The sequence below is a fragment of the Niallia sp. FSL W8-0177 genome, from assembly GCF_038006285.1.
Classification (GTDB): domain Bacteria; phylum Bacillota; class Bacilli; order Bacillales; family Cytobacillaceae; genus Niallia; species Niallia circulans_A.
Map to the genome: position 1 here is coordinate 1667387 of NZ_JBBOUX010000001.1, position 25136 is coordinate 1692522.

26 protein-coding genes and 1 riboswitch are annotated in these 25136 nt (G+C 33.9%); of the genes, 19 read left to right on the forward strand and 7 right to left on the reverse strand.

From position 1 onward, the window contains the following. Window positions 1-3: 3 nt before the first annotated feature. Window positions 4-117: riboswitch (SAM riboswitch) on the reverse strand. Between the two features lie 115 nt (window positions 118-232). Next, window positions 233-415 carry an H-type small acid-soluble spore protein gene (locus NST77_RS08130; RefSeq protein ID WP_095328737.1) on the reverse strand — a complete coding sequence of 61 codons (183 nt, stop codon included), beginning with the start codon at window positions 413-415 and terminating at the stop codon, window positions 233-235. A gap of 402 nt (window positions 416-817) precedes the next feature. On the opposite strand from NST77_RS08130, the gene NST77_RS08135 reads away from it, so the two are divergent. The 10 genes from NST77_RS08135 to NST77_RS08180 all read left to right on the forward strand — a co-directional run bounded on the left by NST77_RS08135 (window position 818) and on the right by NST77_RS08180 (window position 9670). Then, window positions 818-940 (forward strand): hypothetical protein, encoded by a 123-nt coding sequence (locus NST77_RS08135; protein ID WP_268877103.1) that lies wholly within the window; start codon window positions 818-820, stop codon window positions 938-940. A 160-nt stretch (window positions 941-1100) separates the two neighbouring features. Continuing rightward, entirely contained in the window at window positions 1101-1784 is a 684-nt protein-coding gene (locus NST77_RS08140) for a response regulator transcription factor (protein ID WP_123257663.1), read from the forward strand. Next, the gene (locus NST77_RS08145; protein ID WP_095328739.1) at window positions 1781-3172 is read left to right on the forward strand and encodes a HAMP domain-containing sensor histidine kinase; all 1392 of its coding nucleotides are present in this window, start codon (window positions 1781-1783) and stop codon (window positions 3170-3172) included. Before NST77_RS08140 ends, NST77_RS08145 begins: the two co-directional genes overlap by 4 nt. A 424-nt stretch (window positions 3173-3596) precedes the next feature. Further along, entirely contained in the window at window positions 3597-6419 is a 2823-nt protein-coding gene (locus NST77_RS08150; RefSeq protein WP_095328740.1) for a 2-oxoglutarate dehydrogenase E1 component, read from the forward strand. A gap of 19 nt (window positions 6420-6438) precedes the next feature. Beyond that, window positions 6439-7689, forward strand: a complete 1251-nt coding sequence (gene odhB, locus NST77_RS08155; protein ID WP_095328741.1) for a 2-oxoglutarate dehydrogenase complex dihydrolipoyllysine-residue succinyltransferase — start codon at window positions 6439-6441, stop codon at window positions 7687-7689. 282 nt (window positions 7690-7971) lie between these two features. Next, a complete protein-coding gene (locus NST77_RS08160) occupies window positions 7972-8172 on the forward strand; it encodes a gamma-glutamylcyclotransferase (protein ID WP_123259431.1) in 201 nt (66 codons plus the stop codon). Between the two features lie 120 nt (window positions 8173-8292). Then, entirely contained in the window at window positions 8293-8493 is a 201-nt protein-coding gene (locus NST77_RS08165) for a hypothetical protein (RefSeq protein ID WP_095328742.1), read from the forward strand. A gap of 71 nt (window positions 8494-8564) precedes the next feature. Continuing rightward, window positions 8565-8768 carry a DUF6501 family protein gene (locus tag NST77_RS08170; protein WP_095328743.1) on the forward strand — a complete coding sequence of 68 codons (204 nt, stop codon included), beginning with the start codon at window positions 8565-8567 and terminating at the stop codon, window positions 8766-8768. A 166-nt stretch (window positions 8769-8934) separates the two neighbouring features. Further along, window positions 8935-9315: a fluoride efflux transporter FluC gene (locus tag NST77_RS08175; protein WP_163186887.1), complete on the forward strand. Its 381-nt coding sequence runs from the start codon at window positions 8935-8937 to the stop codon at window positions 9313-9315. Next, complete coding sequence (locus NST77_RS08180) at window positions 9308-9670, forward strand: fluoride efflux transporter FluC (RefSeq protein ID WP_095328745.1); 363 nt, start codon at window positions 9308-9310, stop codon at window positions 9668-9670. Before NST77_RS08175 ends, NST77_RS08180 begins: the two co-directional genes overlap by 8 nt. An 81-nt stretch (window positions 9671-9751) precedes the next feature. On the opposite strand, the gene yidC is transcribed toward NST77_RS08180, so the two are convergent. Next, complete coding sequence (gene yidC, locus NST77_RS08185) at window positions 9752-10540, reverse strand: membrane protein insertase YidC (protein WP_095328746.1); 789 nt, start codon at window positions 10538-10540, stop codon at window positions 9752-9754. A gap of 29 nt (window positions 10541-10569) precedes the next feature. Further along, window positions 10570-10866, reverse strand: a complete 297-nt coding sequence (locus NST77_RS08190) for a hypothetical protein (protein ID WP_095328747.1) — start codon at window positions 10864-10866, stop codon at window positions 10570-10572. Between the two features lie 304 nt (window positions 10867-11170). On the opposite strand from NST77_RS08190, the gene NST77_RS08195 reads away from it, so the two are divergent. The 4 genes from NST77_RS08195 (at window position 11171) to NST77_RS08210 (ending at window position 14383) form a co-directional block, all read left to right on the forward strand. Beyond that, a complete protein-coding gene (locus NST77_RS08195; RefSeq protein ID WP_123257666.1) occupies window positions 11171-11710 on the forward strand; it encodes a cysteine hydrolase family protein in 540 nt (179 codons plus the stop codon). A gap of 27 nt (window positions 11711-11737) precedes the next feature. Then, window positions 11738-13198, forward strand: coding sequence for a nicotinate phosphoribosyltransferase (locus NST77_RS08200; protein ID WP_123257667.1), 1461 nt, complete (start codon window positions 11738-11740; stop codon window positions 13196-13198). A gap of 12 nt (window positions 13199-13210) precedes the next feature. Further along, window positions 13211-14035 carry an ammonia-dependent NAD(+) synthetase gene (gene nadE / locus NST77_RS08205; protein ID WP_095328750.1) on the forward strand — a complete coding sequence of 275 codons (825 nt, stop codon included), beginning with the start codon at window positions 13211-13213 and terminating at the stop codon, window positions 14033-14035. A 183-nt stretch (window positions 14036-14218) separates the two neighbouring features. Then, window positions 14219-14383 carry a hypothetical protein gene (locus NST77_RS08210; protein WP_163186885.1) on the forward strand — a complete coding sequence of 55 codons (165 nt, stop codon included), beginning with the start codon at window positions 14219-14221 and terminating at the stop codon, window positions 14381-14383. A gap of 73 nt (window positions 14384-14456) precedes the next feature. Here NST77_RS08210 and pflA read toward each other — a convergent pair whose 3' ends face one another. Continuing rightward, complete coding sequence (pflA, locus tag NST77_RS08215; RefSeq protein ID WP_095328751.1) at window positions 14457-15188, reverse strand: pyruvate formate-lyase-activating protein; 732 nt, start codon at window positions 15186-15188, stop codon at window positions 14457-14459. Between the two features lie 104 nt (window positions 15189-15292). Further along, window positions 15293-17536, reverse strand: a complete 2244-nt coding sequence (gene pflB / locus NST77_RS08220; RefSeq protein ID WP_123259428.1) for a formate C-acetyltransferase — start codon at window positions 17534-17536, stop codon at window positions 15293-15295. Between the two features lie 476 nt (window positions 17537-18012). Here pflB and NST77_RS08225 point away from each other — a divergent pair, with 476 nt between their 5' ends. Together NST77_RS08225 and NST77_RS08230 are read left to right on the forward strand one after the other, a co-directional pair. Next, window positions 18013-18966 (forward strand): lysylphosphatidylglycerol synthase domain-containing protein, encoded by a 954-nt coding sequence (locus NST77_RS08225; protein ID WP_095328753.1) that lies wholly within the window; start codon window positions 18013-18015, stop codon window positions 18964-18966. A gap of 157 nt (window positions 18967-19123) precedes the next feature. Next, window positions 19124-20275: a D-alanyl-D-alanine carboxypeptidase family protein gene (locus NST77_RS08230; RefSeq protein WP_171509621.1), complete on the forward strand. Its 1152-nt coding sequence runs from the start codon at window positions 19124-19126 to the stop codon at window positions 20273-20275. A 242-nt stretch (window positions 20276-20517) separates the two neighbouring features. On the opposite strand, the gene NST77_RS08235 is transcribed toward NST77_RS08230, so the two are convergent. Then, the gene (locus NST77_RS08235) at window positions 20518-22137 is read right to left on the reverse strand and encodes an ABC-F family ATP-binding cassette domain-containing protein (protein WP_095328757.1); all 1620 of its coding nucleotides are present in this window, start codon (window positions 22135-22137) and stop codon (window positions 20518-20520) included. A gap of 434 nt (window positions 22138-22571) precedes the next feature. Between NST77_RS08235 and NST77_RS08240 the strand changes: the two genes are divergently transcribed. Both NST77_RS08240 and NST77_RS08245 read left to right on the forward strand, forming a co-directional pair. After that, complete coding sequence (locus NST77_RS08240; protein WP_268874828.1) at window positions 22572-22706, forward strand: hypothetical protein; 135 nt, start codon at window positions 22572-22574, stop codon at window positions 22704-22706. 164 nt (window positions 22707-22870) lie between these two features. Further along, complete coding sequence (locus NST77_RS08245; protein WP_095321507.1) at window positions 22871-23698, forward strand: formate/nitrite transporter family protein; 828 nt, start codon at window positions 22871-22873, stop codon at window positions 23696-23698. Between the two features lie 57 nt (window positions 23699-23755). Here NST77_RS08245 and NST77_RS08250 read toward each other — a convergent pair whose 3' ends face one another. After that, window positions 23756-24484: a ZIP family metal transporter gene (locus tag NST77_RS08250; RefSeq protein WP_341122887.1), complete on the reverse strand. Its 729-nt coding sequence runs from the start codon at window positions 24482-24484 to the stop codon at window positions 23756-23758. A 265-nt stretch (window positions 24485-24749) separates the two neighbouring features. On the opposite strand from NST77_RS08250, the gene NST77_RS08255 reads away from it, so the two are divergent. Further along, a complete protein-coding gene (locus NST77_RS08255; RefSeq protein ID WP_095328759.1) occupies window positions 24750-25040 on the forward strand; it encodes a hypothetical protein in 291 nt (96 codons plus the stop codon). Window positions 25041-25136: the final 96 nt, after the last annotated feature.

Sequence of the window (25136 nt, forward strand, 5' to 3'; positions counted from 1 at the left end):
TTCTTCTTATCTTTCAAGCTTAAATGCTTGATGGAATTAGCACCTTTTCAGTATGTAAAAATACTGAAGGTTGCTGAGGTTTCGCTGGGCCATTCCCTCTACCTCTCTTGATAAGAATTACTTATGTAATTGACTATTAATTTACTATATATTTCGTTTGTTGGCAAGAAATATTTTGTTATTTCTGAAAAGAAACTATATTCTACCTATTGTAATAAAGGTGAATATATCATCACATTTCTTCGATAAGCTGGTACACATCAACATCTAACTCGTAATCTGGATTTGTTTTCGTATAGATAGTTGCTTTTTTTGTTTTTTCATTTACATTCTGGATAATGATCTTTTCTCCTTGATAACTAACATCTACCATATCTGCAGCATTCATAATTTCAATCGCACGTCCAATATTCATTGATCGACCTCCTAAACTTACCAAAAACTCTCTATTTAATGAAAAGTAATTAACGATTGTTCATATAGATAATTATATCTTCATGATCACTTCGATTCTTTCGTATGAATGTACTAAATCTGTTGTCAGGGCTGATAGTTATCCGAAAGGTTTCTAACATTATAATGGCTCATTCCATCAATTATATGCCTTATTTTTTTCTTCTCATCAAATTTTAATGTTACTTTCATGCTTTTTTACAAAAAGAGGTATACCATAAGTTTTATTCACTTAAGCACATTAGAAAAGTTTTTTAACTTATAAAGTTAACAGAAAAAGTGCTTACTATATGTATTAATGGGGAATGGAATAATAATTCTCCATACTTTCATGCAAAAGTTCAATTCAAAGGAGAGATGAAACATGCATTTTCTTCGCATTGCGATGATTGTTTTTAGTTCCATAACTGCAGCGTCTTTATTCGGATTTCAATTTGTAGAAATGGCACATGCTATTATGGATTCAATGTTTTCGAAGCAAAATTAAAGATTACGGGGTAAATTTTGTATATCAAGCTTCTAACATGATAAAATAATCATATCTTTAGGCAGGTTAAAGCAGTTTTGTTGAAATTTCCTTTCATTATAAATCAAATTTCAACATTCCGCTTGTAACATTGCTTATGTAAAATAGAGAGCGTGGTATAATGAAAAAAATTTTGATTATAGAAGACGAAAAAAATTTATCGAGATTTATCGAGTTAGAATTAACATATGAAGGATATAAAACAGAGGTTTGCTCAGATGGTAGAAGCGGTCTTCAAAAGGCACTAGAGGAAGATTGGGATATTATCTTATTAGATTTAATGCTGCCTGAATTAAATGGCATTGAAGTATGTAGAAGACTCCGTCAAACAAAAAACACCCCAATATTAATGATAACTGCACGGGATAGCGTTTTAGATCGAGTTTCTGGATTAGATAGTGGCGCAGACGATTATTTGGTTAAGCCATTTGCGATTGAAGAACTGCTTGCTAGATTACGTGCATTATTTCGCCGTATAGAGCCACAAACAAATACTTCCAATCAAATTATGACAAAGTTGACTTATAAAGATATTACACTGGAGGTGGAATCACATATCGCCAAAAAAGGAGAAGAGATTCTGTCCTTAACCAAAAGAGAGTATGATTTGCTTTATATGTTCATGACCAATATTAATATTGTCTTATCAAGAGATATATTATTAGAAAAAATCTGGGGCTATGAATCAGAAGTAGAAACAAACGTAATCGATGTATATGTTAGGTATTTAAGGAATAAGCTTGATCCATCTGGACAAGAAGTATATATCGAAACGGTCAGAGGGATAGGATATGTGATGAGATGAAATGGATAAAAAAAATATCTCTTTTACCTTGGAAATGGAAATTAACGCTTGGATTATCATTTAGTATTTTTTTAACTTATTCTATTTTTTCCTTTTTTGAATTTCACACTGTTTCTTCTTGGTTATTAAATCAGGAAGAAACAGATGTAAAACAAACAATGAATCAAGTTGTTAAACAATTGAACCTGCAAGAAAAGCATCCTACAGACGAAGAAATCACTGCAAATGTCACTTTATTAGAAAAACTCAATAACGATAACCAGCTTATTCGTATTTTAGATAAAAATGGACAAGCCATCCTTGCAGATATGAATGGAGATTTCCCAATTATTGAGCCAAATCAAATATATAATGATGAACAGTTTCATTATATTTCAATTGGAGATCATAATTCATTAGTTTATAGTAAGGAAATTAAGACAAAAGCATTTAATGGCAGAGTAGAAATTATTCGTTCCCTGGAATCCTTAGATAAAGTGAGAGAACACTTATGGTTTGCCATGACAATGTTTGCAATTGCTGCACTAATTATCAGTGCCCTTATTGGTTATTTTATTTCCTATTTATTATTACGACCAATTAATTCGATGACAAAAACAATGAAAAAAATTAAAAACAGTGGTTTTAAGGAAAGGATGCCAGTCTATCCTCAAAAGGACGAAATCGCTGATTTATCTCATATTTTCAATGAGATGATGGATGTGATTGAACAATCCTTTCAGCAGCAAAAACAATTTATTGAAGACGCTTCCCATGAATTGAGAACACCGGTTTCTGTCTTAGAGGGTCATCTTTCCATGCTGAATAGATGGGGGAAGAATAATCAAGATATATTAGAAGAGTCACTCCAAACATCAACTGAAGAAGTTGCTCGACTAAAAAAACTAATTATCAGTTTATTAGACTTATCCAAATTAGAGCAAAATAGAATGGAGTCAGATTTAACGCCAGAGAGGGTAAAGTGGATTTTTGAGCATACTATTCGTGATTTTGTAATGCTTCATGATGATTTTACTTTCGAGGTAAAGCTTGACTCTCTCCATCTTTATGAGGTATCTGAACAACATTTGCAGCAAATAACTACTATATTACTTGATAATGCGGTGAAATATTCTGTACATGAAAAAAATATTTTTCTGCATACGTATGAAACAGGCAACCATTTTATCCTAGAAATTACCGATCATGGAATTGGAATACCGAAAGAACATCTTGAAAAAGTATTTGATCGGTTTTATCGAGTAGATAAAGCTAGGAGTAGAGAACAAGGTGGAACAGGACTTGGATTAGCCATCGCAAAGCAAATTGTAAGCTTATATAATGGGTCAATTGAAATTAAAAGTAAGGTTGGTCAAGGAACAAAAGTAATTGTTCGCTTTAATATATAGTTACTACTAAAGAAAAAGGGGGAAGATGAGCAGGGCGCCGAATATAGCCTGAGCGAAGCGCCTGCAATTTCTTTTGAAGTATTCATATTAAGAGCAACTAACTAAGCCAGACAAACAGATGAAACAATGTTTGTCTGGCTTTTTTTATCCAAGTTAATTATATTTCACATTCTTTTCCTTTGTCATGTAAAATTTTATGCTGCATAAGATTACTAGTAAGATTGTTTTTTTTCTGAAGATAAGGCCGATAAAAAATATTTTTATTTTTTTTACCATAAAAATGTGTAAAACTTTTGAAGCTGTAATTAAACCATGATAGAATAGAAATGTAAACGTTTTAAAAAAGTTTTTTCACTACAAGGTGTAAAGCGCAATAACAAAGGGAAGATAAAAATGATAATTAAAGTGGTGGAGGGAAATTTTCATGGAGAAGCCATCTGATGGTACAGTCTCATACCAACCAAGATTTTATGGGCCGAATTTAGGGCTTGTAATGGAGCTTTATGAGAAATACGTTCAAGATCCAAATTCAGTTGATGAAGAAATGAAAAGGCATTTTGATCAATGGGGACCCCCGATTGATAATCAAGAGAAAACTAACACGAATCATTTATCTCTACAATCCGAAGTTCAAGTTGAAAAAATTATTGCAGCAGTAACATTAGTGAATAAGATAAGAGCCTATGGACATTTGGCGGCTGATATTTATCCATTAAAGGATCATAAGAGAGAGTATGAGTTATTTGATTTAGCTCGTTTTGATTTAACGAAAGAAGATTTAGAAAAGATTCCAGCCCGTTTAATTTGTCCAGATGCTCCTAACCATATATCAAATGGCTATGAAGCGGTTCAATATTTAAAAGAAATTTATACAAAGACCATTGCATTTGAATACTATCATGTTAATGATATTAAAGAAAAAAACTGGCTGCAGTCTAAAGTAGAATCAGGGAGCTTAAAACCAGCATGTCATAGAGAGTTAAAAAGAAAGCTTCTAAAAAGGGTAATAGAAGTAGAAGAATTTGAAAGTTTTTTACATAGAACATATGTCGGTCAAAAGAGATTTTCGATTGAAGGTCTTGATACAATGGTCCCGATGATAGATAAGATTATATCTGAATCAGTAGTAAATGGTGCTCAAAATATTAATATAGGAATGGCGCATAGAGGGCGATTAAATGTGTTAGCACATGTATTAGAAAAGCCTTATGAAATGATATTTGCAGAATTTCAGCATGCTCCTAATAAACAGTTGGTACCATCTGAAGGGTCCATAGGTATTAGCTTTGGCTGGACTGGGGATGTAAAATACCATTTAGGCTTAGATCGACAAATTAAATCAAATAATGTTTCAAATGTTCGGCTGACTCTTGCAAATAATCCAAGTCATCTTGAGTTTGTAGGTGCAGTAGTAGAAGGATTTACTAGAGCGTCACAGGATGACAGAACAAAACCTGGGTTTCCAGAGGAAGATTCTACTAAATCACTAGCTATTCTAATCCACGGAGATGCTGCTTTTCCTGGGCAAGGAATTGTTTCGGAGACTTTAAATTTAACAGGATTAAAGGGTTATCGAACAGGTGGAACGATCCATATTATTGCTAACAATACAATTGGATTTACAACAGAATCTAGTGATTCGAGATCTACTAGATATGCTAGTGATCTTGCAAAAGGATTTGAGATTCCAATAATCCATGTTAATGCAGATGATCCAGAAGCATGTATAAAAGCTGCAAAACTAGCTATCGAATACAGAGAGAAGTTTAAGAAGGACTTTTTAATCGATTTAATTGGCTATAGAAGATATGGTCATAATGAAATGGATGAACCAATGACGACAAATCCATTAATGTACAAGTTAATTCACGAACATCCAACCATTACTAAGCTGTACGGGGAAAAGCTAGTTGCGGAGGATGTGATAAAAGAAGAAGAAATCCAAGCTTTGAAAGAAGAAGTTACAAGAAAACTTAAAGAAGCACATGATAGAGTACCGAAGAAAAATGAAGATCCGGTTATTACTAATCCGCCTAATTCTGTGGAGCGACAATTGCCGAATGTTAATACGGCTGTTCCGATTGATCAATTAAAACATATAAATAATGAGTTGCTTTCCTATCCATCTCAATTTCAAGTTTTTGATAAATTAGGAAAAGTTTTAAAGCGGAGAAATGCTGCATTGGAAGGAGAAGGTAAGATCGATTGGTCTTTAGCGGAAACATTGGCTTTTGCAACGATTTTAGAAGACGGAACACCAATCCGACTTTCTGGGCAGGATTCGGAACGTGGTACGTTTGCTCATCGTAATATTATTTTACATGACTATGTAACTGGCAACCAGTATTCACCTTTACATACCTTATCTAAAGCGAAAGCATCATTTGCTGTTCATAACAGTCCGTTGTCTGAAGGTTCTGTATTAGGATTTGAGTACGGTTACAATGTTCATGCTCCCGAAACACTTGTGTTATGGGAAGCGCAATTTGGTGATTTTGCTAATGCAGCACAAGTAATGTTTGACCAATTTATTGCAGCTGGCAGAGCGAAATGGGGACAAAAATCTGGTTTAGTTATGCTTTTGCCACATGGTTATGAAGGACAGGGACCAGAGCATTCAAGTGCAAGATTGGAGCGATTCTTAATTTTAGCAGCTGAAAATAACTGGACTGTTGCAAACTTATCATCATCTGCTCAGTACTTTCATATTTTAAGAAGACAGGCAGCAATTTTAAACAAAGAAGAAGTACGACCTTTAGTTATTATGACACCAAAAAGCTTACTGCGTAATGCTGATGTTGCTTCTAATGGATTAGAATTCAGTGAAGGTGCTTTTCATTCTGTTTTGGAAGTAGATAATACTGGTGAAAATGACAATGTTGTTACACGCTTAGTTCTATCTACAGGTAAAATTTCGATTGACTTATATCAAGCACACAAAAAGCTTGAAAATGGAGAAGCAATCCATCTTGCAAGAGTTGAAGAAATTTATCCTTTCCCAGAAGAGAGGCTAACAGAAATTATTCAACGCTATCCAAATTTAAAAGAGGTAGTATGGGTGCAAGAAGAACCAAAGAATATGGGAGCATGGAGCTTTATGGAACCAAGAATTAGAAAGCTAATTTCCAATTCTATTTCCTTACAATATGTTGGTAGAAGAAGAAGATCTAGTCCTGCTGAAGGGGATCCAATTGTTCATCGTAAAGATCAAGCAAGAATCATAAATGAAGCATTGACTATGGAATGAATTGAGGGGGAAAATTAAAATGGCAGAGATTAAGGTACCAGAATTAGCTGAATCAATCACCGAAGGAACTGTAGCGCAATGGTTAAAGAAAACAGGGGAATATGTGGAAAAGGGCGACTATATTGTTGAATTGGAAACAGATAAAGTAAATGTGGAAATTATATCAGAAGAAAGTGGAATCATTCAAGAATTAAAAGCAAATGAAGGAGATACTGTTCAAGTTGGTGAAACAATTGCGATAGTAAATGCAGAAGGAGCTGCTGAAGAACCACAGACAGCAGAAGAAAAAAAAGTTGAAAAGGTTGAACCAGAAACTCCAAGTGCAGAAGAGCCAAAAGAACAAAAAGAAGAACTAGTTAATAAACAACATCCAATTGCTTCACCTGCTGCTCGCAAGCTGGCAAGAGAGCGAGGAATCGATTTAACAGCAGTCCAAACGAATGATCCATTAGGAAGAGTAAGAGCCCAAGATGTTGCAGCACATGATCAAAAGGCGGCTTCATCAGTTTCACCACAGTCAGCCCAAACGCCGAAAGTGGAAAAGGAAGCACCTGCTGTAGAATCAGATAATCGAGTGGAAAGAGTGAGAATGACAAGAAGAAGACAAACGATCGCTAATCGATTATTAGAGGTTAAACAAAATACGGCAATGCTAACTACTTTTAATGAAGTTGATATGACTAATATTATGGCATTAAGAAATCGTAGAAAAGATGCATTTCAAAAAGAGAATGATGTGAAGCTGGGCTTTATGTCTTTCTTTACAAAAGCTGTCGTAGCAGCTCTAAAGAAAGCACCATTATTAAATGCTGAAATCCAAGGTGACCAAATTGTCTTAAAAAAATATTATGATATTGGTATTGCTGTATCAACAGATGAAGGGCTTGTGGTACCAGTCTTAAGAGATGCTGACCGTAAAAACTTCGCTGAAATAGAAAGTGAAATATTAGACTTTGCAAGTAAAGCAAGAAGTAACAAACTATCTTTAAGCGATTTACAGGGTGGGACATTTACTATTACAAACGGCGGTGTTTTTGGCTCCTTGTTATCTACTCCAATTCTTAATGGACCGCAGGTCGGTATACTTGGAATGCATAAAATCCAGCTGCGACCTGTAGCGATCGATGCAGAGAAAATGGAAAATCGACCAATGATGTATTTGGCTCTTTCTTATGATCACCGTATCATTGATGGGAAAGAAGCAGTTACATTCCTAGCAAGAATAAAAGATCTACTAGAAGATCCTGAGTCCCTATTGTTTGAAGCTTAATTACTTTGCTAAATATAGATACAGGGAGTTTCTACTACCGGAAACTCCCTGTATCTTTTTATAATAGAATAGTATTTGAAATCGCACAAAAAGTGTTGATTCGAACCAATAGCTAAGGAGTTTTCTGGATGAGAAACATGTCTAGGAGGCTTTGCTAAAAGAAGAAATAAATCATTATATGGTAGAAAATTTTCCGTGTCTGACAGAAGAAGCTTGGGTACATGGAAAATTATACGATGGAAACATTGATTATCCATTTTTAATATTAGCTGATCATAAAAAGTGTATGGAGAACTATATGCTGTACCATTTGCGGATTTGTTGATTTTAGATGGATTTGCTGACCATTACCAAAACGGCATTGATAATTTATATGTCCGAAAGATCGTTACTGTTCATCAAAAAGAAATTACTGGGGAGGCATTTACTTATGTTTGCAATAAACCAGAAATGCTCAAAAAGGAAATTACAGGAGGCAGATGAAGAGCATATCGAAACAAAAATTAAATATAATGTTACACTAATATAATATTTTTTTGGGTTTAAGGGACAGTTTAGCTGTGGTATAGAATAGTAACTACATCTTAGAAAGAAGGTCATAAAATGTATATTCAAGAACATAAAAACTTTTATGTCATCAAATATAATCATACATCGTATTATGCATTGGATTTCAAACGCTTGGATTGGATTAATGGCAAATGCTACATGACTTTTTTACAAGTAGATACAGGAAAATGGTTTACATTTGAAAGAAATAAGATAATGTGGATGGAAAAGGAACTACAGAATTTAGTTTCATAACGAGAATCTATTGCACTATGTATCGGTTTCCCTTTATACTAGGATAGTACTAGAATGAAAGGAGCAATAAAATGATACATGAAAACTGGGAAAAGAAACCATCTGTTAAAAAAGTAAAATGTATACATACCGATGCAAACAAATACATTGTTAATAGAGTGTTAACAGTAGGGAAAGAGTATGAAGTAAAGAACGAGACAGAGGAATTTTACTTTGTTGTAGATAACTCTGGTAAAATTGGCGGTTTTTACAAAGACTATTTTCAAACAATATAAGAATATAAGATGTCTTTTATGATAGAAAAGTTATGGATCTTTAGTGGATGAATGGATTAATAGAAATCCTTTGATGATCATAACGATTCTTTTCATTAGACATCTTTTTTTATTATAATTATAATTCTGATTTGATATTATTGAATTGTTAAGGGAATGAATAATAATGAACTATATATTTGTTGGGATTGGCGGTGTGATTGGGAGCATTTTGCGGTATATTGTAGGACAAATTCCTTTTGTCTATGATTTTCCCTTGCAAACATTGGGAATAAATATTGCTGGTTCCTTTATGCTAGGATGGTTTACAAGTGCCATTATAAAAAGACAAAAGCTAAAATCAGAGTATGCTGCAGCCATTGGAACAGGCATGATTGGTTCTTTTACTACCTTATCAACTTTCAGTATGGATACAGTCCATTTGTTAATTGATGGTAGTGATCTGCTCGCTATTTGTTACGTTGTTGGTAGTGCTGTTATCGGAATTAGCTTTGCGTATGTAGGAATGAAAATTGGAGAAAGAAAGTGGAGCAAATCAAATGGTTAGTAATCTTTTATTGATTGGAGTTGGCGGTTTTATTGGCGCTATTTCTCGTTACTTTTTTATAAATGAACTAAAAAAAATAATGGAAGCGTCTATCCCAATCCCGACCATGATTGTCAATATAGGCGGGTCGTTTCTACTTGGATTAATCGTTGGAATGGATGTGACCGCCAGTGTTTATTTTATTTTAGCAATTGGCTTTTTAGGAGCATTTACAACCTTCTCTACTTTTGCTGTTGAGGCAGTAACATTATATCGAGAAAAGAGAAGAATGGGGTTATATATATACATATTAGGGACATTCTTAGGGGGGATTTTATTCTGTTTTGCAGGGTGGAACGTTGGTCTCCATTTATAAAAGAAACATTTATTATCTAAAAAAAGGACAAATTTCACGCGTGGCTTAATGCTTTATCACGTAAAATTTGTCCTTTATTACTTATTTGTCTGTAGCTACCTTTGTATTACTAGGTTGAGGTGGATATAGTTTTCTTCCGATTAAAGACTGGAAGATAAGGAAAGTTCCACCGACTGTCCAATATAGTGGTAGAGCTGCTGGAGCATTTAAAGACACTATTACAATCATAATAGGAGAAATCAATCCTATTTTACTCATTTGCTTTTGTTGTTCTTGTGTCATGGTACTTTGCGATACTCTAAATTGTAAATAATAAACAATACCTGCTAACGCGGTTAGAATTAAATCTGACTGTCCTAAATTAAACCATAAAAAGGAGTGGCTAGCTATTTCTTGAGAACCACGTATTGCATAATAGAATCCCATTAAAATCGGCATTTGAATCAGCATTGGTAAACATCCAATATTAAGTGGGTTAATATTATTTTTTTTGTAAAGATCCATCATTTCCATTTGCAGTTTTTGCTGTTCTTTTTGATCTTTAGTGGCCTTAATCTTTTTCTGAATTGCTTCCATTTCAGGTTTAATTGTATCCATTTTGGATTTCATTAATTGTTGTTTTTTATATTGTTTCAGCATTAAAGGCATTAAGACAAGTCGAATTACTAAAGTGATCAGAATAATCGCAAGGCCGTAGCTTCCAGCAAATACATCTGCTGTTCCGTGAATAATTGCCGTAAAAGGCTCAACAAATATTTTATGGAAAAATCCATCATTATTTCCGCTTGCTGATGAAGAACAAGCACTCAGTAAAATAGTTGATAAACCTAATAGCATGATTAATAATGTATTTTTTGATAATTTTTTCATTGTAATTCCTCCAAATTGTTAATTAAATACTAGCTAACAAAGGAGGTAATTGGTTTCTCTGGATCATCATGTGAACTCTCTATTCTTTTACGGATATTTTTAACAATCCAGTGCAAAATAGGAGTATTATATTTTTGAACATTCATATTTATCGTTGTAATGGAAACATCTAATGACAACCTTTGATCTGTTGCAAAGAATTCTTGCTGAACCGTTGTCTTAATGTTCCAATCCCATAAATATTTCAGTACTAGACCTACTAAAAATGTATAGTAAACCGTTTGATAACTAGGAAAAAACGTTAAGTCTAATAATAAATCAATCATTTATACACCTCATTATTAGTGAACAAATAAAATTATATCGAAACTAGGGCTGAAAAGCAATTAACAACTAGAGATAAAGGTCAAGATTACAAATATTAAGTATATTTTATGACATTTTTTAATGCTGAATGATAAAAGATATTACCCTTCAAGAGGTACTATTTGCATAAAATCAGGAATAATTAAGTATTTACAATAGGAAAAAATAAAATGAATGGTATAATAAATGATAGTTTTAATATAATCAAGGTGTTTTCTTATAGGATGTTTTTAATAAGTTCTGTAAAAATTAAGGGGGGATTTAATGAAAGCTCTAATTAATATTGATTACACTTTTGACTTCGTAGAAGGCAATCTACCATGTGGTGAACCAGGCATTGCAATTGAGAATGAAATAGTAAAAATTACGAAGAATTTTATCGATAATGATGATTTAACTGTATTTGCAATTGATTTGCATACATTAAATGATCCATATCATCCAGAATCAAGGCTATTTCCACCTCATAATATTGCTGAATCAAGAGGAAGAGATTTATATGGAACACTTCAAAAGACTTATGAAGATCACAAAGATTTAACCAATGTGTATTGGATGGATAAAACTAGATACAGTGCTTTTGCAGGCACCGATTTACATATAAAATTGCAAGAGAGATCCATCAAAGATATTTATCTAGTTGGCGTTTGTACAGATATATGTGTGCTACATACTGCTGTAGATGCTTATAATCTTGGTTATAATATTCATATATATGAAAATGCCGTTGCTTCATTTAATGAAATTGGCCATCAATGGGCATTGGAACATTTTAAAAATGTACTAGGGGCTACTATCCTTTAGTCGTTTAGGGGTTGCAGGAGGACTATAATGAGTTTTAATTTTAAAGATGACAGTTTAATGTTACATACGGACTTATATCAAATTAATATGGCTGAAACTTACTGGGAGGATGGCATTGCTGAAAAGAATGCTGTTTTTGAAGTGTATTTTAGAAAATTACCTTTTAATAATGGCTATGCTGTTTTCGCTGGTTTAGAGCGAGTGATTCAATATCTAGAGAATCTGCAATTTTCTGAAGGGGATATTGAGTATTTAAGACAAGAAGGCTTTAAAGAAGACTTCCTAGCTTATTTGAAAGATCTGCATTTTACTGGAAGTCTACGGTCAGCAGCAGAAGGAGAAGTGGTTTTCGCAAATGAACCATTAATGAGAATTGAAGCACCACTTGCGCAAGCACAAATTGTCGAAACGGCCATCTTAAACATTGTGAATTACCAAACATTAATTGCAACGAAAGCTTCCAGAATTAAAAATGTTATTGGTGATGGAATCGTAATGGAGTTTGGAAGTAGACGTGCACATGAACTAGATGCAGCACTATGGGGAACAAGAGCTGCTTTTATCGGTGGTTTTAATTCCACCTCAAATGTCAGAGCGGGTAAATTATTCGGTATTCCGATTTCTGGAACGCATGCTCATTCTATGATTCAAGCCTATCATGATGAGTATATAGCTTTTCATAAATATGCGCGAAGACATAAGGAGTGCGTTTTTTTGGTAGACACATATGATACTTTGCGATCAGGCGTCCCTAATGCTATTCGTGTTGCAAAGGAATTAGGCGATAGCATAAACTTCCGAGGGATTCGCTTGGATAGCGGTGATTTAGCTTATTTATCAAAAGAAGCAAGAAAAATGCTAGATGAAGCAGGTTTCTATGATACAAAAATAGTTGCAAGTAATGATCTAGATGAATACACGATAATTAACTTAAAAGCACAAGGGGCAAAAATAGATATTTGGGGAATAGGAACCAAATTAATTACAGCATATGATCAGCCAGCACTTGGGGGCGTATATAAGCTTGTATCTATTGAAGATGAAGAAGGCAACATGCAAGATACGATTAAAATTAGCGGGAATCCAGAAAAAGTGACTACACCTGGGTTAAAAAGGGTATATCGAATTATAAATGATATAAATGGTAAATCAGAAGGGGATTATATTTGTTTAGAATCCGAACATCCTGAAAACGAAGAACGCTTAAAGATGTTTCATCCAACCCATACGTATATAAGCAAATTTGTGACTAATTTTACTGCAGTAGATATCCATCAAGATATTTTTAAGGATGGTAAGTTAATATATGCAACCCCTGATATCATGAGCATTCAAAAGTACTCAGAGCAAAGCTTAGAAATACTTTGGGATGAATATAAGCGTTCCTTAAATCCTGAGGAATATCCTGTAGATTTAAGCCCATTATGCTGGGAAAATAAAATGAGTCATATAGAAAAGGTCAAAGTATCTATTCAAAATCGCAAATGAGGAGGAAATAGCATGCGAGATTTACAAGAAAGAATTATGAAGGATTTAAATGTACAACCTGAAATTAATCCAAAACAAGAAATTGAAAAAAGAGTTCAATTTTTAAAGGATTACGCTAAAAAAGCGAAAGCAAAAGGATTTGTTTTGGGAATTAGTGGTGGCCAAGATTCATCTTTAGCAGGAAGACTGGCACAATTAGCAGTAGAAGAATTACGTGCAGAAGGCTATAATGCAACTTTTGTAGCTGTAAGATTGCCATATGGAGTTCAAGCAGATGAAGTAGATGCAAAACGTGCATTGGAATTTATAAAAGCGGATAAGGAATATGTATTTAATATTAAAAATCCTGTTGACGACGTGAAAACTGTTTATGATGACATGAGTGACACGCCATTAGCTGATTATCATAAGGGAAATGTAAAAGCTAGAATGCGAATGATTGCACAATATGCAATTGGCGGACAAGAAAATTTACTAGTGATAGGTACTGATCATGCTGCCGAAGCTGTTACAGGATTCTTTACAAAGTATGGAGATGGCGGTGCGGATGTTCTACCATTAACAGGATTATCAAAAAGACAAGGAAAACAATTATTAAAAGAGTTGAATGCAGAAGAGGCTCTTTATTTGAAAGTGCCAACTGCCGATTTATTAGATAATAAACCAGGGCAAGCAGATGAAACCGAACTTGGTATTACTTATGACCAATTAGATGATTATTTAGAAGGAAAAGAAGTTACACAAGATGTGGCAGAGAAGATTGAAGCTCGGTACTTATTGACAGAGCATAAGAGACAAGTACCTGCATCAATGTTTGATGAATGGTGGAAAGAATAGTAGAAAAGAAAAAGAGACCAATAAATTAATTGTCGGTCTCTTTTTCTTGGCAATTTTCTCTCTTAAATTAATGACACAGCACAAACATGTACCAATAATTAACATACTCTATAATGTAAGTACAAAATATGTAAATGTTGTTTAACAATATTTTGTACGAAAAAAATTATAGGAGGGAAATAAATGATTAAAATTCTAGGTTTAGACGTAGAAGTTACACTCTTAAATATCCCTATATCCTTTGAATCTGAATTATCTGTAGGCTGCAAGAAGAAGTCATGTTGTCCACACAAACCACCAAAACCGCCATATCCGCCATACCCCCCATACGCTAATCGTGATGCTTAAATAGGAGAATAGCTAGTAAGAGGCATTGATATCACATTGTGAATTAATGCCTCTTATCTATGTTTTTAAATCTTTACATCATTCTATTTAAAATAGCAGTCGCAAAATCAACTGATTCTTGTGTAGGTGGTTCGATGTCTTTTAAAGGATATTCTAATCCGAGCGTCTCCCATTTATATACACCTAACTTATGATAGGGGAGTATATCAATTTTTTCTACATTTTCAAGTTTTGCAATGAAATCACTTAGTCTCGTTAAATCTTCTTCTGTATCATTAATTGTAGGTACTAAAACATGTCTTACCCAAATAGGGATTTTCTTATTTGATAAATAGGTTGCAAAATCTAAAATATGATCATTTCCCATACCAGTTAATTTAATATGTTTTTTACGGTCGATATGTTTTAAATCAAGCAAGACTAAATCAGTATATTGCATTAATTCATCTAATTGTGCTTGGAAAGAAGGGGCTTTTGAGTAACAACCACCAGAAGAGTCAATCGTTGTATGAATACCAAGTTTTTTACACTCTTTAAATAATTCTATTAAAAATGGTATTTGTAATAAAGGTTCCCCGCCACTTACAGTAATACCACCACCAGATGGTTCGATAAAAGGAAGGTATGTTTTTAAATCATTGATAATGTCCATAACAGACATTTGCTTTCCTGTACCAATTTCCCAAGTGTCTGCATTATGACAAAATTGGCAGCGAAGTAAGCAGCCTTGGGTAAACACTACATAGCGAATGCCTGGGCCATCTACTGTTCCAAATGTTTCTATTGAATGTATATTGCCGTTCATGATTATTTTCCTCCTTATAATAAACCCGCAATCCAGTATAGTAGTAGCACTGTAAGAAGAGGGGGAGAGGGAATAAGAAAATCCCTCAGCCCAGTCTTTAAGAATTACATGGATTCATGGAAAGTACGACTAATAACGTCTTGTTGTTGCTCACGAGTTAATTTGATAAAGTTAACTGCATATCCAGATACACGAATAGTTAATTGCGGGTATAATTCTGGATGTTCCATAGCATCTAATAATGTTTCTCTATTAAATACGTTAACATTTAAGTGGTGCCCAGCTTTTGTTGCATAGCCATCTAAAATTGATACTAAGTTATTTGCACGAATATCTTCTTCTTTACCTAAAGCTTTTGGCACAATGGAGAAGGTATTCGAAATACCATCTAATGAATAATCGTAAGGTAACTTAGCAACAGAAGATAGAGATGCTAAAGTTCCTTTTGTATCACGGCCATGCATAGGGTTAGCTCCTGGAGCAAAAGGTTCCCCTGCACGACGGCCGTCTGGAGTATTACCTGTTTTCTTACCATATACAACGTTAGAAGTGATGGTTAAGATAGACATAGTATGCATAGAATTGCGATATGTTTGATGTTTACGTAGTTTTTTCATAAAGCTTTCAACTATCTCAACTGCAATACTATCCACTGCATCATCGTTGTTACCGTATTTAGGGAAATCTCCTTCCGTTTCGAAATCTACAGCAAGACCGTTTTCGTCTCTAATAACTTTAACTTTTCCATGTTTTATGGCACTTAATGAGTCTGTAACTACGCTTAATCCTGCAATACCTGTAGCCATTGTCCGAAGAATCTCTGTGTCATGAAGAGCCATTTCAATTCTTTCATAGCTGTATTTGTCATGCATATAATGGATAACATTTAATGTGTTGATATAGAGGCCAGCTAACCATTCCATCATATTATCAAATTTTTCGGTAACCTCTTTATAGTCTAGGTATTCAGAAGTGATTGGTTCAAATTTAGGTCCAACCTGGATTTTTAATTTCTCATCTTTACCACCATTAATTGCATATAATAAACATTTAGCAAGGTTGGCACGAGCTCCAAAGAACTGCATTTGTTTACCAATTTCCATTGCTGATACACAACATGCGATTCCGTAATCATCGCCCCATTGAGGTTTCATAATATCATCATTTTCATATTGGATTGCACTTGTTTGAATCGACATTTGCGCACAGAATTTTTTAAAGTTGTCTGGTAACTGTGTAGACCATAGAACAGTTAAGTTTGGCTCCGGTGCAGGTCCTAAGTTATCTAAAGTATGAAGGAAACGGAAAGAGTTCTTTGTTACTAAAGGTCTACCGTCATTAGCCATACCGCCAATTGATTCGGTTACCCAAGTAGGGTCGCCGCTGAATAATTCATTATAGTCAGGTGTACGAGCAAATTTTACCAGGCGTAACTTCATAATAAAGTGATCCACTATTTCTTGTACTTCTTTTTCTGTTAATGTGCCATTTTCTAAGTCTCTTTCTACATAAATATCTAAGAAGGTAGATACACGCCCTAAGCTCATTGCAGCACCGTTTTGTTCTTTTATTGCTGCAAGGTAGGCAAGATAAACCCATTGGAATGCTTCTTGGGCATTTGCTGCTGGTCGTGATAAATCAAAGCCATAGCTTGCACCTAATTCTTTTAATTCATGTAGAGCACGAATTTGTTCAGAAAGTTCTTCTCTTAATCGGATTGTTTCTTCTGTCATAACAGAACTTGTTGCTTTTTTGTCTTTTTGTTTTTCATTAATTAAGAAATCGACACCATAAAGTGCAACGCGACGATAGTCACCAATAATTCTTCCACGACCATATGCATCAGGAAGACCTGTAATGATTGCAGCTTTTCTAGCTAATCTCATTTCATCTGTATAAGCATCAAAAACTCCTGCGTTATGGGTTTTACGATGTTCAGTAAAGAATTTCACTAATTCTTCATCCGCTTTATAGCCGTATGATTCACAAGCTTGAACAGCCATTCTAATACCGCCGTTAGGTTGGAAAGAGCGTTTGAAAGGTTCATCTGTTTGTACACCGACGATTTTTTCTTTTGTTTTATCTAAATAGCCAGGGCCGTGAGAGGTAATGGTTGATACGATATCAGTATCTAAATCATAAACACCGCCTCGTTCTCTTTCTAGTTTACTTAATTCCATTACTTGTTCCCATAATTGTGTAGTTTCTAATGTAGGACCTGATAAGAAAGCAGAATCTCCATAATATGGTTTAAAGTTTTTCAGGATGAAATCACGAACATTTACTTCTTTCTGCCAAGATCCATTTTTAAAGCCTTCCCAATAATTAGTTGTTTCAACTTTTTCCATTATAATCACCTCATGATTTAATAAAATATATAACAGAAAGCTTTTTTCTTTCTGTTTTAACTATAACAGATAATATGTGAGAACAATCACAATAATTGTGTACATCTTGCGAATTTTCTGTGTCGTATATGTGAACTCTAATAATACCAAGGGTTTATAGAGGTGGTTTTAAAAGGGTAAAAGAAGAAGGTTGGAAAATATCTTTTATATCTGTTATATAAATTTATGATTTTTTCTCTATTCTGTTATACAATAGGGTAAGTATTCATCGTGGAGGAAAGAGAAAGGAAGTGGAGATGTTTTCCTTGTAATAGAATATTGCTATTCATTTTGTCCATACTATTGGAAAGTAATAAAGCTATTTACATAAAAATTTTTGAAAAAAGTTCCGTTTCTTTTCTTCCATATATAAGGTAAGATTAATTTTAGGTCTCTAATACTAGAATTAACATAAGCGAAATGTATGAGGTGTAAATATGTCAATCAGAAAAAAAGAAATCTTGATCAATATAGCGAAGATACTACTGCCGATTGTTATATTTATCATCGTTTTAAGAGAAATTAAAAACATGATTGTATCAGCGGATATAAACCAATTATATGAATATTTACAGACTATCCCATTTCATAGTTTGTTTTACATTGCAATAGGCGGATTCATGGCGACTCTTCCCATGTTTTTTTATGATTTTTTTCTTGTAAGGCATTTAAAGAAGCGTGTTCCAATTGTAGAAGTAGGTAAATATTCATTTATTAGTAATTCTTTTTCAAATTTAATTGGTTTTGGTGGTTTAATTGGTATTGCCTTACGAAATTTCTTTTATAAAAGATATGAAAAAGACCGAAAAAAACTATTTAAAGGGATTGCGGTAGTAACGATATTTTATTTATCTGGTATTAGCTTATTGTCTTGGATTGCTATTCTTTATAGTAGAAGACTGAATTTAATGGAAGATCATTTTTGGATATTTGCAGCCATTATTATAGTAGGATTAATATTTCCAGTGCTCCTCGTAAGTTATCAGAAAGCCAAGCAGCATAACTTTGTCTTTGACCAAAATCAGATAGTTGGTTTGATAATTGTTTCTCTGTTGGAATGGATATTTTTATTTGCATATTTATATTCTATCGCTAGAATAATAGCATTGCCAGTTTCTATTGGGGATTTTTTCTTGCTTTTCTTAGTTGCTGCTTGTACTGGAATAATCAGTATGATACCTGGTGGGATGGGTTCTTTTGAATTAGTATTTTTATGGGGGATTGAATCTTTAGGGATTGAATCAGAACAAATGTTGATAGTCCTATTTTTATATCGAATTGGATATTATCTTCTACCATTTTTATTGGCAGCTTTTTTATTTATAATAGAAATTGGAAAAAACATTAAGAAAAATGCGGCAGCCTATTTAAAGGCTTTTTCAAGTGAATAATCTATATGTTTAGCAATAAAAGTATACTTGAATAATGATAAAAAAATACAGAAGCGTTTCATTTTTGTGACAAAATCCCGATTGACCTTTATTATTCTCAATTATTTGGTACAATAGTCATGGTATTTAAAACATAGAAAATAATAGGTGGGGGAAAATGAAGGAAACGACCATTGTATTTTGTTTCGTATTATTATTATTTTGCTTTCCTGCTATAAGTAATGCTAAAGATAATAAGGAACCTGAACTAATAAGTGAGGCAGCTTTCTTATTAGATAGTGATACTGGAGCGGTATTATATGAAAAGAATGGGTATAAAAAAATGTATCCGGCAAGTTTAACAAAAATAGCGACTGCCATTTATGCGATTGAGCATGGAAAATTAGATGATATTGTTACAGTAAGTGAGAACGCGTATTCAGCGGAAGGGACAAGAGTTTATTTAGAGAAAGGCGAGCAAGTAACACTGAGACATTTACTTGATGGAATGCTAATTAACTCTGGTAATGATGCAGCGATAGCTATTGCTGAATACCTAGATGGTTCTATTAGTAATTTTGAGACAAATATTAACAAGTACTTAAAGGAAAAAGTCAATGTTCATTCCACGCATTTCAAAAATCCAAATGGTTTATTTGATAAAGATCATTACACAACTGCAAACGATTTAGCATTAATCACCCAGTACGCCATGAAAAATGAAACATTTAGAGAAATATTCGGCACAGATGAATTAAAGTGGGATGGTCTGTCTTGGGATACTACATTAGTAAGCCATCATCAAATGGTAAACGGTAGTCGCCCATACGACAAAGTGACTGGCGGGAAAACTGGTTTTGTAGACGAATCAAAACAGACTTTGGCTACTACCGCTGAGAATGGGGAGCTAAGTTTGATTGCTATTATTTTAAAAGGGACATATAAGCAGGATGTATATAATGATACGGAAGAACTAATGGATTATGGCTTTAGTCAATATATGCATAAATTAGTTCCAGGAGGAAAATCATTTTTTGCTAAGGGGACAACTTATGAAACTTCAGATGAAGTTAACATAACGGTTCCACGCACAAAAGGAAAAGATGAGGTTAGCTCTTCCGGTGTTTTAATGATTAAAAATGAGAACGATGATATTATTCAATCGGTACAATTAGCAAATGCTGAGCCAGCAGAGGAAACGTTTAAAAAGAATATTTCGGATGAAGCAGGAAGAGACGAGAAGAAATCTTCGTTTCCAGGAATAGTTTTCCTTATTCCGTTCGCCATTTATTTCATCTATGTGATAAGAAAAAAGGCAATTAAACGTTAAAAAAACGGGGAATCCCGGTTTTTAGTGGAAGGGGTGAGACTCCGCTGGGATCTGCGAAGACAGTCTGAGATCCTGTAGACCTTTAGGTCGAAGCGGCTCAGCGCGAGCCCCACGGAAAGCGAACCCCTGCAACGGAAATCAACTCTTATTTAAAAAATGTATATTTAATAAACTAAGACAAACTCCTAATTACTGAATTAGGAGTTTGTCGACAGTCTGAAAAACGGGGAATCCCGGTTTTTTTATTTATACATATTTGCAATATTTTTTTGTAATGCTTCATCTTCTAAATATTCATCGTAATTCATTTGCTTATCAACAAGTCCTTGTGGGGTAATCTCAAGAATGCGATTTGCAATTGTTGATACAAACTGATGGTCATGAGAAGTGAAAATTAATGAACCTTTAAAGTTGATTAATCCATTATTTAAAGCTGTGATGGATTCTAAATCTAAATGGTTAGTAGGTTCATCTAGAAGTAGAACATTTGCGCCACTCAGCATCATTTTAGATAACATACAACGAACTTTTTCTCCACCTGATAAAACGCTAGGTTTTTTCAATACTTCTTCTCCAGAAAATAACATGCGGCCTAAAAATCCTCTTAAAAAGCTTTCTGTTTGATCATTGGGAGAATATTGGCGAAGCCAGTCTACTAGAGTTTCGTCATCGTTATTAAAATACTCCGAGTTTTCAGCTGGAAAATAACTTTGAGAAGTAGTAACTCCCCATTTATAAGTGCCACTATCTGGCTCCATTTCGCCCGCTAAAATACGGAATAGAGTAGTCTTAGCAATTTCATTTGGACCAACTAGGGCAATCTTATCATCTTTATTCATAATAAAGCTTACATTATCAAGAACTTTAACCCCGTCAATGGTTTTTGTTAGGTTTTCAACTCTTAATAAGTCATTACCAATTTCACGCTCAGGAGTAAATGCAACATATGGATATTTTCGTGATGAAGGTTTAATGTCATCTAACGAAATTTTATCAAGTAATTTTTTTCGAGAAGTAGCCTGTTTCGACTTAGAAGCATTTGCACTAAATCGAGCAATAAAGTTTTGAAGTTCTTTAATTTTTTCTTCTTTCTTTTTGTTTGCATCGTTTGCCATTCTAGAAGCTAATTGACTTGATTCATACCAAAAATCATAGTTACCCACATAAATTTGGATTCTACTATAGTCTAAGTCTGCAATATGTGTACAAACCTTGTTTAAGAAATGTCTGTCATGGGACACAACAATTACAGTATTGTCAAAGTTAATTAAAAATTCCTCTAACCACTTAATTGCATTAATATCCAAATGGTTAGTAGGCTCATCTAGTAAAAGAACATCAGGTTCACCGAAAAGTGCTTGCGCTAATAACACTTTCACTTTATCGGAACCGTTTAATTCCGCCATTGTCTTATAATGAAGCTCCTCACCAATGCCTAATCCTTTTAAAAGAATCGCAGCTTCAGATTCTGCTTCCCATCCGTTTAATTCGGCGAATTCTCCTTCAAGCTCTGCGGCTTTCATGCCATCTTCATCTGTGAAATTTTCTTTCATGTAAATCGCATCTTTCTCTTGCATTACTTCATATAATCTTGCATGCCCCATTATTACCACTTTTAATACTTCATGTTCTTCATATTCAAAGTGATTCTGCTTTAAAACAGCAAGTCTTTCTCCAGGTCCTAAAGAAACATTCCCTGATTGAGCTTCTATTTCACCAGATAGTATTTTTAGGAAAGTAGATTTTCCTGCACCGTTTGCTCCGATTAAACCGTAGCAATTACCTGGTGTAAATTTAATATTAACATCTTCAAATAATTTGCGATCGCCGTATCGAAGACCTACATTCGTAACTGTTATCATTTAAAAATCCTCCAAACTCCAATATCCTTAAAATTATATCATTTTTCCTATCAGAGCGCGAATTATTTTAAATAAATCTTTCTTTAGATGAATTTTTCAGATGAAAGTTATCCGCATTCCAAAATAAATAATTTGCTTTAGCAAGATAAGAATCTAGTATTTATGGATTCATTTATGCTTAAAAAACCAAAAATATGAAAAATGCCCGATAGAAAAATGAAAAAATGTTTACGATAATAGAACCAAAGGGTAAAAAAATATCATAAAATAAAGGGTTTTCTTCTAATAAAGAGAATTTATTAAGAAGAGATGATAGTGTTTTAATATGTCTCTAAACTAATAAACGATTGTCTAAAATTATTTATGATTTGTTCATAATTTTTTCATAAATTTCTAGTACACTAAAACTATTAAGAAAAAAGGAGTCGTATATGATGGCTAAAAAACAGCTAGTTGATTTAGTTAATAAAATGAAAAAATCTGGTATAAAAATTAGCTTTACAAAGCCAAGATCGCAGTTTTCGGTAGCAATTCAACAGAATAGTAAATTATCGACTACGACACAGTGAGTTTATAAGCTTATTTCTATTTGAATAGTACATAATATATATTTGTTTTTGTAAATGAGATGTTTTTTCCTATAAACCAAATTGTTAAAAATTGTTCATTTTTTCACAAGGTAATTCGCTTTTCCTTTTGTATAATAATGTTATACAGAAAGGAAGGTATTGCAATGGAAATTCATCCAGTTGATAAGGCTATTAATTATGCATTGAAAAAGAAAGAAACAATCGACGATTCTTTCTTTCGTTATTTTGTAAAAGCCATTTTAGCAGGAATCTACATTGGTTTTGCTTTAATGCTGTGTTATCGTTTAGCACAACCATTTTTCGATATTCATTCGCCTGCCACCTATATGATGACTAGTTTATTTTTCGGGTTGGCGCTAGTCCTTATTTCGTATGGTGGTGGGGAGTTATTTACAGGAAACACAATGGCATTTGCTATGAGTACTTTGTCAGGAGCAACTAGTTGGAAAGATACTATTTATAATTGGGTTAGTACATATTTTGGCAACTTGGTTGGAGCGTTATTTTTTGCTTTACTAATCTATTACTCAGGCTTATTTAGCTTAGTTCCTAAAACAACTTGGCTTATGGATGTTGCTAATTCTAAAATGAGTGCTACAACAGTTGAATTATTTGTTCGAGGCATCCTTTGTAACTGGTTGGTTTGTTTGGCTATTTGGATACCGATGAATGTGAAGGGGGATGTCGGAAAAATAATTGCCACATTATTAATTGTCTTTGCCTTTATGATTTCTGGTTATGAGCATAGTGTCGCTAATATGGCGCTTTTCTCTATTGCCCTCATCGTACCACATCCAGAGACAATTACATTGGCAAATGCTTTACATAACTTAATACCTGTTACAATCGGTAATATCGTTGGCGGAGCATTCTTTGTTGGCGCATTAAACCTCTATATTTTTCCTAAGAAAAAAAGAAAAACGAATGAATCCTCTTTACGTGTTACTACACCTAAATCATTAGCAAAGTAACAGCCATTTTTTATTGACCAGAAAACTGTCGAAATCATATTTCGACAGTTTCAGTTTCTATCCTAGATGACTCATGCTTAGATAGAAGATTAATCCCATACATGCAACAAATCCAACTGTTGGTCCTCCTTGCTCAAAAGCTTCGGGAAGCATAGTGGAGCAAACCATTGCAATTAATCCACCGGCACCAAATGACTGAATTCCAGAAAGCATTACTGCTGATGCGTTCTCTAAAAATAAATATCCCACTGAGCTGCTTATCGCGGAAATAAGGATGACACTGCTCCATAAAAATAAAATTTTCTTGTTTGAATAGTTGTCTTTTTTTAGACCCACCGTTGAAGAAAGGGATTCAGGAAAATTACTGATGAAAATGGCGATCAAAAAGAGCATGTCCACCTTCTGTGTTATTAATAGACTTAATCCTATAATCATTGATTCTGGTATCGCGTCCATCAGAGTGCCAATATAAATAGCTAGTCCGGAATGACCTTCTGGATTTTTATGTGATCGTTTCCGATTGGATCCGCCCTTTTTATAGAGAAATATTTCAATTAAAGTAAATAAACCTGCACCAGTTAAAAAAGTAATAGCTGTTGTAATGATTCCACTTTTATGTACAGATTTAATTAAAAGCTCAAAAGAAGAGGCCCCTATTAAAATACCAGTACCCAAAGCCATAAAATAAGCAATAATCCTTTTGGGTATCATTAAAAACAAACCAGCGATAGATCCCACGAGTAAGGAAAGGCTTGCTATTGCCCCCCACATTGCTGCAACTAACATATGAAATCTCCTTTTTTCTTATTCCTACCCAACTATTTTGAAATTTACACATTTAGAAGCTACTTTAAATTGGGTATTCCTATTTTGGAATATGCAATTTTTCATTCTGTTCACCTCAAGCTGATTGTAATTGAAGGGAAATTTTTCAGATTTAATTTTATGAAATGATCAGTCAAAATATCCGCTCTCCTTTTATGATAGTTGTCCATTCTTTTTTTAGACTTGTACATAGGATAATAGGGATGAATGGTTGGAGGTGTGATAAATGTCTGCTAAGAATTTTTATAATCAGTGTTCAAACGGTGTTGGAAGATGTGTAAGAATCCGAACCCATAGTGGTGAGGTTCATACCGGAATCATCGAAAGAGTCACTCCTAATAAAGTGTATATTCGACCAATAGGTGGAAATCGTCGGAGCCATGGTGGATTCGGATATGGTTATAGACGTGGTAATAGACCCGGCTGGGGCTGGGGTTGGGGCTGGGGATTTGGTGCAGCCGCTGTAGGAGTATCTTTAGGGTTAATCGCTGCATTGGCCTTTATTCCTTTCTTTTAAACGATTATTAAAGACAGATTTCTTTCTGAAAGGAATCTGTCTACATACTATAATATATTTTCAGCTTTTTCTTCAAACGCCCAAACAGGACAAACT